This is a genomic window from Geminisphaera colitermitum TAV2, from assembly GCF_000171235.2.
GTDB classification, from domain to species: domain Bacteria; phylum Verrucomicrobiota; class Verrucomicrobiia; order Opitutales; family Opitutaceae; genus Geminisphaera; species Geminisphaera colitermitum.
Map to the genome: position 1 here is coordinate 32435 of NZ_ABEA03000117.1, position 14081 is coordinate 46515.

Annotated in this window: 13 protein-coding genes; 12 read left to right on the forward strand and 1 reads right to left on the reverse strand. The window is 52.7% G+C overall.

What is annotated here, in order from left to right; all coding sequences use genetic code 11:
• Positions 1-25 precede the first annotated feature (25 nt).
• Positions 26-790, reverse strand: coding sequence for a hypothetical protein (locus OBACDRAFT_RS13925; protein ID WP_043586557.1), 765 nt, complete (start codon positions 788-790; stop codon positions 26-28).
• A 208-nt stretch (positions 791-998) separates the two neighbouring features.
• On the opposite strand from OBACDRAFT_RS13925, the gene OBACDRAFT_RS13930 reads away from it, so the two are divergent.
• The 12 genes from OBACDRAFT_RS13930 (at position 999) to OBACDRAFT_RS13985 (ending at position 14075) form a co-directional block, all read left to right on the forward strand.
• On the forward strand, positions 999-1562 hold the full coding sequence (locus OBACDRAFT_RS13930; RefSeq protein ID WP_043586558.1) for a GbsR/MarR family transcriptional regulator: 564 nt from the start codon (positions 999-1001) through the stop codon (positions 1560-1562).
• A 153-nt stretch (positions 1563-1715) separates the two neighbouring features.
• A complete protein-coding gene (locus OBACDRAFT_RS13935; RefSeq protein ID WP_043586560.1) occupies positions 1716-2654 on the forward strand; it encodes a UDP-glucuronic acid decarboxylase family protein in 939 nt (312 codons plus the stop codon).
• A gap of 776 nt (positions 2655-3430) precedes the next feature.
• Positions 3431-4810, forward strand: a complete 1380-nt coding sequence (locus OBACDRAFT_RS13940) for a UDP-glucose 6-dehydrogenase (RefSeq protein WP_043586562.1) — start codon at positions 3431-3433, stop codon at positions 4808-4810.
• Between the two features lie 870 nt (positions 4811-5680).
• Positions 5681-6370: an exosortase-associated EpsI family protein gene (locus OBACDRAFT_RS26675; protein ID WP_081722052.1), complete on the forward strand. Its 690-nt coding sequence runs from the start codon at positions 5681-5683 to the stop codon at positions 6368-6370.
• A 10-nt stretch (positions 6371-6380) separates the two neighbouring features.
• Entirely contained in the window at positions 6381-7148 is a 768-nt protein-coding gene (rfbF, locus tag OBACDRAFT_RS13950; RefSeq protein ID WP_043586603.1) for a glucose-1-phosphate cytidylyltransferase, read from the forward strand.
• A 26-nt stretch (positions 7149-7174) separates the two neighbouring features.
• Positions 7175-8290: a CDP-glucose 4,6-dehydratase gene (gene rfbG / locus OBACDRAFT_RS26680; RefSeq protein ID WP_081722053.1), complete on the forward strand. Its 1116-nt coding sequence runs from the start codon at positions 7175-7177 to the stop codon at positions 8288-8290.
• Positions 8291-8317: 27 nt separating this feature from the next.
• Complete coding sequence (gene rfbH / locus OBACDRAFT_RS13960) at positions 8318-9859, forward strand: lipopolysaccharide biosynthesis protein RfbH (RefSeq protein ID WP_043586567.1); 1542 nt, start codon at positions 8318-8320, stop codon at positions 9857-9859.
• A 17-nt stretch (positions 9860-9876) separates the two neighbouring features.
• Positions 9877-10653: an MBL fold metallo-hydrolase gene (locus OBACDRAFT_RS26685; RefSeq protein ID WP_081722054.1), complete on the forward strand. Its 777-nt coding sequence runs from the start codon at positions 9877-9879 to the stop codon at positions 10651-10653.
• Positions 10654-10665: 12 nt separating this feature from the next.
• Positions 10666-11556, forward strand: coding sequence for a glycosyltransferase family 2 protein (locus OBACDRAFT_RS26690; protein WP_081722055.1), 891 nt, complete (start codon positions 10666-10668; stop codon positions 11554-11556).
• Between the two features lie 51 nt (positions 11557-11607).
• The gene (locus OBACDRAFT_RS13975) at positions 11608-12300 is read left to right on the forward strand and encodes an acylneuraminate cytidylyltransferase family protein (RefSeq protein WP_198529906.1); all 693 of its coding nucleotides are present in this window, start codon (positions 11608-11610) and stop codon (positions 12298-12300) included.
• A gap of 61 nt (positions 12301-12361) precedes the next feature.
• Positions 12362-13303, forward strand: a complete 942-nt coding sequence (locus tag OBACDRAFT_RS13980; RefSeq protein ID WP_043586575.1) for a phosphoglycerate dehydrogenase — start codon at positions 12362-12364, stop codon at positions 13301-13303.
• A gap of 37 nt (positions 13304-13340) precedes the next feature.
• Positions 13341-14075, forward strand: a complete 735-nt coding sequence (locus OBACDRAFT_RS13985; protein WP_052362006.1) for an SDR family NAD(P)-dependent oxidoreductase — start codon at positions 13341-13343, stop codon at positions 14073-14075.
• The last annotated feature ends 6 nt before the right edge of the window (positions 14076-14081 follow it).

Here is a 14081-nt window from a genome sequence, read left to right on the forward strand (position 1 = left end):
GAGTGGAGGGGTAGGGGGGGGCGCCTCAGGGGTTGGCCGCGGGTGCGGGAAACGCGATCACGGGGGTGCTGGTGGCTTCGCCCGTTGCTGTTGCGGCGGGGGCCGTGTCGGCGGCGGGCGCGGCCGGGAGCTGGGCCTTGAGCATCATGCCGCGCTGCGCCCACACGCTGGAGGGGGCGATGCTGAAAATTTGCTCGGCCAGCTTGCCGGCGTCCTCGGTCTTGCCCGCGTCACGGAGCAGGACGGCGAGGTGGTAGGCGGCCTCGGCGCGGATCGGCGCGGAGAGATTGATGTCGTCGGAAAGCAGGCGGAGGGATTTCTGGCCGGCCTCGGTCTGTCCGCCGAGCACCTGCGACATGGCGGCGCCAAGGCGCGCGCGGGCGGCGAAGGGAGTGCCGGCGAGGCTGGCGGCGGCCTCATTGTAGGCGGCGAGGGCGGCCGTGTAGTCGGCTTTCGAATACGCAGCGTCGGCGAGTTCGAGGCTGGCGGCGGCGCCGAGGACGTGGCGCGAGTTTTCTTTGGCAAACTGGCGGCGGGCCTCGTCGGTCGTGGCGGTCTGGTAGGCGCGTTGCACCTTTTCGTCATGGCGGGCGGCAAGCGTGGCCATGACCCAGCGGCTTACAATCAAGAGCATGGCGATGACGATGAGCGCCCAGACAATGCGGGAATACTTGCCCCAAAACAGGCGCGCCTTGTCTTCAAAACTGGCGGCGGCGTAGGTCTCATCTACTTGGACAAGGTTGCGATCGTCGCCTGCGAGTGCTGGTGATTTGGTTTTCTGGGAGGCCATGATGAAATGCGAAAGAGGCAGAGCGAAACAACTCGGTCAACCTGCGTAAAGCCGCGAATTACAGAGAAACGAACACCGGATGTGAGTTTGAAAGTCAGGAACTAGCCCCTGCAAGGCTGGCAGTTAGGCACTCATTCCAAAAGAAACTGGCCCTAATAAGTTCATTTTGGATTGAACTAACTGAAAAAAACGATGTGCTTTCGTCTTCATGAGTCGAGTCTCCACCAATTCCGCGCTTCTCCCCGAGGAAGATCTGGCCGGGATGGAGGATGCCGCGGAGCCGGAGACGTCCAAGATTCCCGCGCTGGGAGCAGCCGAGCGTCAGGTCGTTGCGATTTTTGTGCAGCTTGCGCAATCGGTGGGGGCCCCTCGTTCGTTGGGAGAGATTTACGGCCTGCTTTTTGCGACTCCCGTTCCGCTTTCTTCGCAGGATATTGTTGAGAGGCTTAAAATCAGCAAAGGCTCGGTGAGCCAGGGACTGCGGTTTTTACGCACTTGGGGTGCGATCAAGTCCGTGGTGGTGGTGGGTGATCGGCGGGAATTTTTTGAACCGGTGGTGGAATTGCGCCAGTTGGTGGGCGGTTTTATCCGCGAGCGCATCCAGCCGGAGATTGATCTCTGGAAAGAACGGGCGGGCGTTCTCAAAGAGAAAGATTTTGCGGCGTCGGGTGACGAGCAACGCAAGGTGATGGCTGCTCGATTGTCGAAGTTGCAGACGTGGCCGGGCCGGGCGAGAACCGTCCTGCCGGTGGTCGCGCGTTTATTAGGTTAGTTTTTCTCATGCGGCATGGACCGCACGAACCACATTTCTTCTCATTATGGTTACGTCTCCGGGACGTGACGGGGCGAAGCTCGGTTGAAAACCACGCTCCACGCTCCGAGCTCCGAGCTCATAGCTCCAAGCCATAGCTCACAATTTTTCCCTATGTCCCTCCGCATTCTTGTTACTGGCGGGGCCGGATTTCTCGGCTCCCATCTATGCGACCGCCTCATTGAGGCTGGTCATGAAGTGATTTGCTTGGATAACTTTTTCACCGGGCGGCGAACTAACGTCGCTCATCTGATCGGCCATCCCAATTTCGAACTCGTCCGGCACGATGTTATTGACCCGTTTAAGTTCGAGGTGGACCAGATTTACAATCTGGCCTGTCCCGCCTCGCCGGTTCACTACCAATACAACGCGATCAAGACGGTAAAAACTTCGGTCATGGGGGCGATCAATTGTCTCGGCTTGGCCAAACGCACCCGCGCCCGGGTGTTTCAAGCGAGTACGAGCGAAGTTTACGGCGATCCTTCCGTGCATCCGCAGCCGGAGAGCTATTGGGGCAACGTCAACCCGATCGGCATTCGTTCCTGCTATGATGAAGGCAAACGCTGCGCTGAGACGCTGTTCATGGATTACCACCGCCAGAACAAGGTCGATGTCCGCATCGTCCGCATCTTTAATACCTACGGCCCCCGGATGCATCCCAATGATGGCCGCGTGGTTTCCAATTTCATTGTCCAGGCGCTCAAGGGCGAGGATCTGACCATCTATGGCGACGGAACCCAAACGCGCTCCTTCTGTTACGTGGACGACTTGATCGAAGGGTTTATTCGGTTGATGAATCAGGATCACGTCACCGGACCGATCAATATTGGCAATCCTGGTGAGTTCACGATGCTGCAACTGGCGGAATTGACGCTCAAGCTGATCGGCGGCAAATCCAAGATCGTGCATCACCCTCTCCCGGCCGATGATCCCAAACAACGCCGACCCGATATCACCCTCGCGCAAAAACACCTGAACTGGTCGCCCACCATCCCATTGGAAGACGGACTGAAGAGAACCATTGAATACTTCAGAAAAACGCTAAAAAGCTAAAATACTAAAAGCTGAAATTTAACAGTCCTTCCGATCTTTCTGCGCGGAGGCGGCGCATTTTGATTTCAGCCTTTCAGCGTTAAAAAAAATGAGCCGCATCTCTGATGAACTTCGTAAGCGGACCAAGACTTTTGGTTCTCAAATAGAGCATTTTCGGTTTATTTTGTCTCACGCAGAGACGCAGAGAACGCAGAGTCGGAAAAATACAATGTTTGTAATTTATTTATAATTAGCAATCTGTGTTTTCTCTGCGCCTCTGCGTCTCTGCGTGATCTCTTAAATTTTGCGACAAATTGAACCGACAATGCCCTAATCCGTTTTTATATTAGAGCAGTTTCATTTAGGCTGTAGCCATTTGATACCTGGTAGGGAGGCCTCTCCGAGGCCTCCGAAATCACGCTCCAAGCACCTATGAGTTTCGTATCCTCTCACCACGCTCACGGAGGCCTCGGAGAGGCCTCCCTACCATTAAGACAACGGATACACTTCAACTGAAAATGCTCTAGATGGGCTTCTACAAGAAACCGACGAAAGTCATCTCTGGCTGGAATTTCTCAATGAAGACTGTGGTATAGTGAGTTCCGAGGTAATATGGCTTTTAGGTGAAGCTCGTGAACTGATGGCAATCTTTACCTCAATCGTTGTCCAGGTTCGGCGTAAAATTCAGTAAAATGTTTAAATATAAATTTATTTTCAATCACTGTCCCTGTTTCTGTGCTTCAGGGCCACTGATCCATTTTGGTTTTTAGCTTTTTAGCGTTTTAGTTTTTTCACTGATGAATATATGTTGCATTGGAGCGGGTTATGTGGGTGGCCCGACCATGGCCATGATTGCGCTCAAGGCGCATGATATAACGGTTACGGTCGTTGACCTTAATGAAGTCAGGATCAAGGCGTGGAATTCCGATGTCCTGCCGGTTTATGAACCCGGGCTGGATGAGATCGTCAAAGCACGGCGCGGGAAAAATCTATTTTTCTCCACCGATGTCAAAGGGGCCATTGCCAAGGCCGACATTATCTTTGTCTCGGTCAATACGCCTACCAAGACCTATGGCGTCGGTGCCGGGCGGGCCGCCGACTTGCGCTATATCGAATCCGTGGCGCGCACGATTGCCGAAGTGGCGACGACTCCCAAAATCATTGTCGAGAAATCCACCATCCCCGTCAAAACCGCCGAGACGATTCAGGAAATCCTCCGTTCCAATGGCAACGGGTCGAGTTTTCAGGTTCTCTCCAATCCCGAGTTTCTGGCTGAAGGCACCGCTGTCGTCGACCTGCAAAATCCGGATCGTGTGCTTATAGGCGGCGAGCGCACCCCGGAAGGGCAGAATGCCATCGAAACCCTCGTGAGCGTTTATGCCCGCTGGGTGCCGCGTGAGCGGATCATCACGACCAATCTTTGGTCGTCGGAACTCTCCAAGCTCGTGGCCAATGCCTTTCTGGCCCAGCGCATCAGCTCGATCAATTCCATTTCCGCCCTGTGCGAAGCCACGGGAGCCAATGTGGACGAAGTGGCCCACGCCATCGGCAGGGATTCCCGGATCGGCCCCAAATTTCTCAAAGCCTCGGTGGGCTTTGGCGGCTCCTGCTTCCAGAAAGATATCCTCAATCTTGTCTATCTTTGCGAATATTTCGGCCTGCCTGAAGTCGCTGCCTATTGGGACAACGTCATCAAGATCAACAACTGGCAGAAGCATCGCTTTGCCGCCAGAATTGTGCGCACTCTGTTCAATACCGTGGCGGACAAAAAAATTGCCGTGCTCGGTTTTGCCTTCAAGAAGGACACCAATGACACCCGTGAATCCCCGGCGATCGCTGTGGTGCGCGACCTCTTGGAGGAGCAGGCCAACGTAGTCGTTTACGATCCCAAGGTCTCCGCCGAAAAAATCCATGAGGACGTGTTGGGAATAACACCTCAAAGCTCCCAGCTCAAAGCTCTCGGCTCAAAGCTGACTATCGCGGCAAACGCCGATGAAGCAGCGTCGGGTGCACACGCCATTGCGATTCTGACCGAGTGGGATGAATTCAAGATGCTTGATTTCGAAAAAATCTATGCTGCCATGCAAAAACCCGCCTTCCTCTTCGATGGCCGCAACATTCTTGATTTGGAGAAGCTCCACTCCATCGGCTTCCGCGCTTATGGTTTGGGGAAGTGAGCTGGAAGCTCCCAGCTCATAGAGCATTTTATTCAAAACTGTAGCCGTTATCTTAACGGTAGGGAGGCCTCTCCGAGGCCTCCGAAACCACGCTCCATCTACCTATGAATTTCGCATTCCCACACTACGCACGGCGGAGGCCTCGGAGAGGCCTCCCTACCAGGTATCAAATGGCTACAGTTTAAATGAAACTGCTCTAATTATAATTAAATTAAAAATATTACATTTTTCTGACTCTGCGTTCTCCGCGTCTCTGCGTGAGACAAAATAAACCGACAATGCTCTAGCGGAGGGCTACACACGCGATGGTGAAAGAGACAGGTGTTGTTTTCTGACGATAGCTAAAGGGCACTTTGAAAAACTCTCCTTTTCCAATCCAACGAATCAACCGCGAATGGACGCGAATAGACGCGAATGATGTTACCTATTACAAAACAGGTGTTGATCATTAAGTTAATTGGTCTGTATTCGCGTTCATTCGCGGTTGAAAATGCCTTTTCCAAAGTGCCCTTACGTTTATTTCATTTGGAGGGAAAACTTCCAGAAATGAAAGGGATATATGGCGCGCTTAAGTGAGATCGAAAAAGAGCAGTTATTAAAATCTTCGGTGGGTTGGCCGCCGGAGAGGCAACCTGTAATTCGTTTGTCCTCTGTGGAGTATATGGAATTTCTCACCTTTGCTGCTCGGTTTACACGCCAAAAGAAGGCGATGATTTTTACTGGCAAGCATTGGAAACTCTAGCTCCCAGCTAATAACTCTCAGCTCATAAGCTCCAAGCTCCAAGCTTATCGCTCCCAGTTCATAGCTTCCATCTCCAAGCTTTCAGCTCCAAGCTCATAGCTTCCATCTCCCAGCTCATTTCCCATTTTATGAAAAAGTCCCTGCTTATTACCCTGATCGTGATGGCAAGCATTTTGCTTTTGGGGGTGGGTTTGGTGATCTATGGCAATAGTCGGATTACAGAACCCAAGTTTCACGGCAAACTGAAAGACCTGCTTCCGCCACCGCCTCCGGGATGGACCATGACGGAGAAACCGATTGCGGATACGCCCGAGATGCAGAAGGCCGTGGGAGAAATACTCAATTACGACGATGGTATTCTTGTCGATTATAACGATGGAGTAAATCGCCTTTCCGTCTATATCGCCTACTGGACACCAGGCAAAATGTCACACCGCTTGGTGGCGGGCCATACGCCTGATGTATGCTGGGTGGGTAATGGGTGGAAAAAGGAGGAAAGTGAAACGATATCCGGTTTGTCGGCAAACAATAAAATACTGCCTCCGGCTGAGGGGCGTGTATTTAGTGCTCAAGGGCATAACGAATACGTTTGGTTTTGGCATGTGGTTGGAGTAGATGTGAAATCTTACGCTACAGGACACGTACCTCCGTGGTATGCTGTTTTTATTGATATGTTTGAACGAGGGGTTAATCAGAGAGAAGAACAGTTCTTTATTCGTATATCGGCCGGACATCCTTTGGAAAAATCCGAATTTAAGCCGATTCTTGATGCAATATTGGCACGCCTGCCATTGCCCGGGAATAAATCCGATCTTTAGTATTATAAATATGAAAGCAGTCATTCTTGCTGGTGGTCTTGGCACACGGATTAGCGAAGAAACCCATCTCAAACCAAAGCCCATGGTCGAAATTGGCGGGAAGCCGATTCTATGGCATGTGATGAAAATATACTCGACCTATGGTATCAATGATTTTGTCATTTGTGCGGGATATAAAGGCTATGTCATTAAAGAATATTTCGCCAATTACTTCCTGCACATGTCGGATGTTACTTTTGACATGAACAATAATAGCATGGAGGTCCATTATCGGCGCTCCGAGCCCTGGCGGGTGACGATTGCCGATACGGGTGAATCCACCATGACCGGTGGGCGCTTAAAGCGCGTCCGCGAATACCTTGGCGATGAAACGTTTTGTTTTACCTATGGTGATGGCGTTGGAGATGTAAATATTAGCGAACTTATGGCTTTTCATAAACGCGAGGGGAGACAGGCGACGCTTACCGGTGTGCAACCTCCGGGGCGTTATGGTGCGTTGGGCATTGAAGATAATCGTATTACCAATTTCCAAGAAAAACCTGAAGGCGACGGAGGATGGATCAATGGGGGGTTTTTTGTGTTGGAGCCTTCTGTGATTGATTTGATTGAGAATGATGCCACTACATGGGAGCGAAAACCCCTCGATATTCTCGCCAAGAATTCTCAACTCAGCGTGTACAAACATACTGGTTTCTGGCAGCCGATGGACACCCTTCGGGAAAAAATCCACTTAGAGGATCTTTGGGCTTCCGGGAAGGCCCCGTGGAAAAAGTGGTGAATAGAAGCTCGGTAGGTTTATTTCTCATGTCTTTTGCGGATATTTATCGAGGCAAACGAGTCCTTGTTACTGGTCACACCGGCTTCAAAGGAGCGTGGCTATCGGAGTGGTTGCTTGCACTTGGTGCCGATGTCACCGGCTATGCGCTTCCACCTCCCACCATACCTTCTCTGTTTGATCAACTTGGACTCATCACCCGGCTGAGACATATAGAAGGCGATATCCGTGATTTGTCAGCGGTGTGTGCTGCATTCACCACCGCGCGACCGGATTTTGTTTTCCACCTCGCCGCACAGCCGTTGGTTCGACTGTCTTACGAGCAGCCAACCGAGACATTTGCGGTCAATGTCATGGGCACCGCCAACATTCTTGAGGCCGTCCGTCTTGCAGCTGATCCCGTCCGCCCTTGTGCGGTCGTGGCGATTACTACTGACAAGTGTTACGAAAATCGTGAGTGGGTACATAGTTACCGCGAGGAAGACCCCATGGGGGGATTCGATCCTTATAGTGCGTCAAAAGGTGCGGCGGAACTCGTAATCTCCGCTTATCGTCGCTCTTATTTTCCAGCTTCCGTTTCACCTGTGCATCTCGCCTCCGCCCGTGCGGGCAACGTCATTGGGGGAGGAGACTGGGCATTGGATCGGATCGTGCCTGATTGTATCCGAGCACTCATTCGCGGTGAGACGATTCCTGTACGCAACAAAGTCGCCACCCGACCATGGCAGCATGTGCTTGAACCGCTCTCCGGTTATCTTTGGCTAGGAGCATGTTTGGCGAATCCGCAGCTTTCCATTTTTAGTTCTCAACTCGACAGTGCCTTCAATTTTGGACCGGCTCTCGCCTCTAATCGGACTGTGGCCGAGCTTGTACAAGAAGTTCTCAAGCATTGGCCAGGCCAGTGGGAGGATCGTAGCGATCCTCATGCTCCCCACGAGGCCAGACTGCTCAATTTGGCGACCGACAAGGCACATCACTTCCTCGGCTGGATCCCAGCTTGGTCTTTTCCGGAGACGATTGCTCAAACGGTCGCTTGGTATCGTCAGGCCACCGAATCAGCGGTCGACTTGCATGCATTCACAAAGAGCCAAATCGATAATTATACTGCTGTCGCGTGTGCCGCTGGCCGTGCTTGGGCGACCTAATTCTTCACTTTTTAGTAAATTTAAGCAATGCCTACACCCGCTGAACTGAAAGCAGATATTCTCCGCCTTACGCGCGAGTATTCAGCTCTCGTCCATGCCGCCCAGCGTCCCGGTGATGATATCATCCGTGCTCCGTGGCAACCCGGACAGACCATTCCCTATGCCGGACGAGTGTTTGACCAAGACGAAGTCGAGGCGGCTGTGGGAGCGACCCTTGATTTTTGGCTGACCTTGGGGCCTGAGGGAGACGCTTTTGAAAAGGAACTGGCTGCTCTTCTGGGCGTGAAACACACCTTGGTCGTCAATTCCGGGTCCTCCGCCAATCTTGTGGCGCTGGCGGCCCTTACTACACACAAATTGCCGCCGCATAAACGCATCCAGCCCGGTGATGAGGTGATTACGGTTGCAGCGGGGTTTCCCACCACCGTTGCCCCCATTATCCAACTCGGTGCCATTCCCGTCTTTGTCGATAACGATCCTGTCACCGGCAATATACGATCCGGCCAGTTGGGCGCTGCCTATGTGGCAGGCAAGACCAAGGCCGTGATGATGGCCCATGCGCTTGGCAATCCTTTCGACCTTGGATCTGTCCTTGAGTTTTGCCGCAAACACGATCTCTGGCTCGTCGAAGACAACTGCGATGCCCTTGGCTGCACCTATAGCATGCCAATCACCCGGGCCAAGACTCTTGGTATTACGGAAAATTCCCCGGGCATTCCATCGGACGGCGTAACCATTACCCGCTATACCGGAACATGGGGCGATATTTCTACCCAGTCATTTTATCCTCCGCATCATCTCACCATGGGCGAAGGTGGCGCGGTGAATATTATCAGTCGCCCTGCCCTCAAAACTTATGCAGAGAGCTTTCGGGATTGGGGACGCGATTGTTGGTGTCCTTCTGGGAAAGATGACACCTGTAAAAAACGGTTTGGCTGGCAACTTGGTGAATTACCCAAAGGATACGACCATAAATACATCTACAGTCACCTTGGATATAATCTGAAACCGCTTGATCCCCAAGCGGCCATTGGGCGCAAACAACTCAAAAAGCTTCCAGCCTTTATTGATGCCCGAAAAAAAAATTGGGAAATCCTCCGCACCGGCCTTGCCGATCTATCGGATGTATTCGACTTCACCCTGCCCACGCACGCCACCCGCTGGATACCGCCGGATGAGCGGCAGCTTGCAACTCACAGCTCACAGCCCATAGCTTTCGATTCTTGTTTTGCTTGGGACGAATCTGGATGCCAAACCAACGCTTCTTGGTTCGGCTTTATGCTGCGGGTAAAGCAAACGGCTCCCTTTACGCATACCGACCTTGCCCGATACCTTGATCAGCACAAGATTGGTAATCGCATGTTATTTGGAGGCAATTTGCTTCGTCAGCCTGTGTTCGTGCAGCTCAAGAAAGACCGTCCGCAATCCTTCCGTGTAGTCGAAGAGATGACCGGAGCCGACGAAATTATGCATGGTGCATTGTTTCTTGGTACATATCCTGGGTTAACAGCTGAGATGCTCGCTTACGAGATTGAGATTATGTGTAAGTTTGTGAAATCGCACTGCTGACGATTGATCTATACACTATGTCAACGCGTGTTTATCCACTTGGGCAGGTTGGTTACTTATTCGAATTTAATAATATTCGGATCGTAATTGATCCCTATCTTACCGATAGCGTGGCAGAGCAGTTCGGCGCCTCACTTCGTCGTCTTTGCCTTTCCACCTTGGCGCCTAGCGAATTGACCGCCGTATCGTGGGTTTTGCTTACTCATGCCCATCTTGATCACACCGACCCCAAAAGTCTTGCGGCACTTTGGGTCGCCTCACCGGAAGTTCGTTTCGCAGCCCCCTACGAATGTCATGAGTTACTGGAATCAATAGGAGTTCCAGCTTCGCATTTGGTGCTGGTGTCAGCGGGAGATGTAATTTCTTTGGCTGAAAATTTACGTGTTCGTACGATTCCAGCCGCGCATACGGAAATGGAAACTGATGCCACGGGGCGCTCTCGATATGTGGGTTATTATATAGAGTCGAAATCCGCCGGGATATACCATGCTGGCGATACGATTCCTCATGAAGCCATTTTTGCTGCGTTGGAAGGTGCCCGTATTGATTATGCGTTTTTACCTATGAATGAATGTAATTTATTTAAAATTCGAAATGGTATTGTAGGTAACATGACCCCTCGTGAAGCCTTCTCCTTCGCCGAGCGTATTGGCGCGCGGCGGTTGGTTCCAACCCACTGGGATTTATTTACGCCCAATTGCACCTTCCCTTGGGAGATTGAGGCATTATACGCCGCCCTTCGTCCACCTTTTGAGCTTCGTTTCATGCCTTGTGGTTCGGTCCATCTGCTCTGAGCTTCGGACGTTATGATTCCTGCTTGTTCCATCGTCATCCGCACGCTTAACGAAGGTCGATATCTGGATGAAGTTCTGAAAGCTATTGTCAGTCAAAACTACCCCGCTCCTTGTCGGGAGGTGGTGGTGGTCGATTCCGGCTCTACCGATGAGACCTTGGCCATCGTTGAGCGGCATGGATGCAAAATTGTTCATATTCGTCGGGAGGACTTCTCATTTGGCCGTTCGTTGAATGTCGGTTGTGATGCGGCACGGGGGGAGTTTCTTGTTTTTATAAGTGGTCATTGTGTTCCTACTGATTCACTGTGGCTTTGGCAGCTTTTATTACCGTTTCGCGATGAGCGGGTGGCTGTTACTTACGGACGGCAGCAGGGAGGGGCGGAAACGAAGTTTAGTGAACATTGTCTGTTTGAAAAATATTTTCCCTCTGTCGGAGATGGTGGGCATCAGGCTCCTTTCTTCTGCAATAATGCAAACTCGGCCTTTCGACGCACCGCTTGGGCTGCATTTCGTTTCGATGAGACGCTTACCGGCCTTGAGGATATGCATTTGGCCCGGCGCTTGTGGCAAGGGGGAGGCCGTATAGCCTATGTGCCACGGGCCGCTGTATATCATTATCACCATGAACGCTGGCGGCAGATAATGCGGAGATACGAACGCGAGGCCATTGCCCTTCAAAAAATCATGCCAGAAATTCAAGTCCAGTGGCATGATGCTGTCAGATATTTTCTGGCGGCAGTCATGGGGGATTCTGCGCGAGCATTGGCCCAAAAATGTTTTTGGAGACGATTGGGTGAGATTATGGTGTTCCGCTATTGCCAATATGCGGGGGCATGGAAAGGAAATCATACGCACCGTCGGCTTTCCTATCGCGAAAAAGAGAAATACTTCTATCCCAATTGATGTAATTTTTGTTCCTGTTTCGTTTATATCTGCTAGAATATATATAATTCCATGCCTGCTTATCATAATGTCGCCCTGTTGCCAATGAAGGCTCACAGCGCCCGTGTTTCTGGCAAAAATTTCCGCAATTTCGCCGGGAAACCGCTCTTTCGCTGGATACTCGACACGCTCCTTTCTGTGCCAGAGATCGATAAAGTTGTCATCAACACCGATGCCCGTGAGATTCTTGAGGCCAACGGTCTTGTTGACTCCGACCGCGTGCTTATTCGCGACCGCAAACCAGAGATTTGCGGTGACTTTGTGAGCATGAACCTCGTTCTCGCCGACGATGTGGCGGCCATTGAGAGCGAGACCTACCTGATGACGCACACCACCAACCCCTTACTCAGCGCCGCCAGCATCCGCGGCGCGATCGCGGGCTATCAGGCAGGGGTGGCGGCGGGCACGTGCGACAGCCTGTTCACAGTCAACAAATTTCAGACCCGGTTTTACCGGGCCGACGGATCGGCGGTGAACCATGATCCCGACAACCTGATTCGGACTCAAGACCTTGAACCTTGGTTTGAAGAGAACTCCAACCTCTACCTCTTCAACCGTGCCAGTTTTGCTGCCACCAAGGCGCGTATTGGCAAAAAACCCGCCATGTTTGAGACTCCGCGCCGCGAATCCGCCGATATTGATGATCAAGAGGGCTGGGATATTGCCGAAGTCATGGCCAAGGCGCAACTCGCAGGCCTCATCTGACAGCCACCGTCTCGGATTATCACCACTCAGTTGTCGAATATTCACTAGCCTTCCATTTTTCATGAAAGTCCTCATCACCTGCCCGCCCATGCTTCGGGCCATTGATTCATTTCGGTCCATCTTCGACACGCGGAAAATAGAAATCACCACGCCGGATGTCGTGCAGACCCTGTCCGAAGCCGAGTTGATCGAGCTTGTTCCACAGTTCGATGGCTGGATCATCGGCGATGACCCGGCCACTGCCCGCGTGTTCGAGGCGGGCAAAGCCGGTCGCCTCAAGGCGGCGGTGAAGTGGGGAGTGGGGGTGGATAATGTCGATTTTGCCGCCTGCCAGCGACTCGGATTGCCTATCAGCAACACCCCGGGCATGTTTGGGCGCGAAGTGGCTGATGTTGCCGTGGGCTATGTCATCGCGCTCGCCCGCCAGACATTTGCCATCGACCGGACGGTCAAGGCTGGGGGCTGGATCAAGTCCGCCGGCATTTCCTTGGCTGGCAAGACGGTGGCGCTGGCCGGCTTTGGTGATATCGGACGCAACACTGCCAGGCGGCTCTTTGCCGCCGAAATGAAGATCGTGGCCTACGATCCCTTCTTTAAGGCCGCTTCCGGTCTGGAGGCTGTTGAGCCGGCTGTCTGGCCTCAACGTATGGAGGAGGCCGATTTTATCGTCATCACCTGCGCCTTGACGAAAGAGAATCGTCACATGCTCGGTTCGGATGCACTCGCCCGGGTCAAGCCCGGTGTGCGTGTCGTCAACGTTGCCCGCGGTCCTCTGATCGACGAAGCGGCTCTGGCTGCCGCGCTCGCTTCCGGCAAGGTGCATAGCGCTGCGCTCGATGTGTTCGAGATCGAGCCGCTGCCGGCGGACTCGCCCCTGCGAGCCTTCGGTGATCGTTGTATCTTTGGCTCGCATAACTCCTCCAATACTGTCGATGCCGTGGAGCGCACCTCCCTCAAGGCCATCGATCTTATGACCCGCTTTTTCGGTGTTAACGCTTCCTGATCAGTATTCACCAGAATAAATGAATGATTTAATTACTATGAAAACCGCATTGATTACCGGAGCGCTAGGCGGCATCGGCCAGGCGCTTTGCGTCGAGTTCCAAAAAGCCGGTTATTTCGTCATCGGCACCGACAAGCGGGAGGGCAAATGCGCTTGCGACGCTTTTTTGAACATCGATATTCGGGACCTCTATTCCAGCGCGGCGGCGCGCGAAAAATTGGTGGCCGATGTGCGGAGCATCATTGGCGAGCAAGGTCTCACCGTGCTGGTGAACAATGCCGCCACGCAGATTCTGAACAAGACCGACAACATCAAAATCGAGGATTGGGACGCCACGCTCGAGACCAACCTCCTCGCTCCCTTCCTGCTCCTGCAGGCTCTGTTGCCCGATCTGGAAAAGGCCAAGGGCTCGTGTGTGAATATCGCGAGTATTCATTCGGTGGCAACGAAGCCAGCGTTTGTATGCTATGCGACCAGCAAGGCTGCTCTTGTGGGGATGACCCGGGCCTTGGCTGTCGATTTGGGACCTCGCGTGAGGGTAAACGCCATCAATCCTGCCGCCACGGCCACGCCCATGTTGCTTGCTGGTTTTGAGGGCAAATCCGCCGAATTCGACGAACTGGCCAAAAAACATCCATTGGAACGCATAGCTCAGCCATGGGAAGTCGCCAAAACCGCTATCTTCTTGGCCTCGCCCGACGCGGCATTCATCACCGGCGCCTGCCTCCACATTGATGGTGGCATCGGTGGGCGTTTGAACGACCCCGTCTAGGGATTA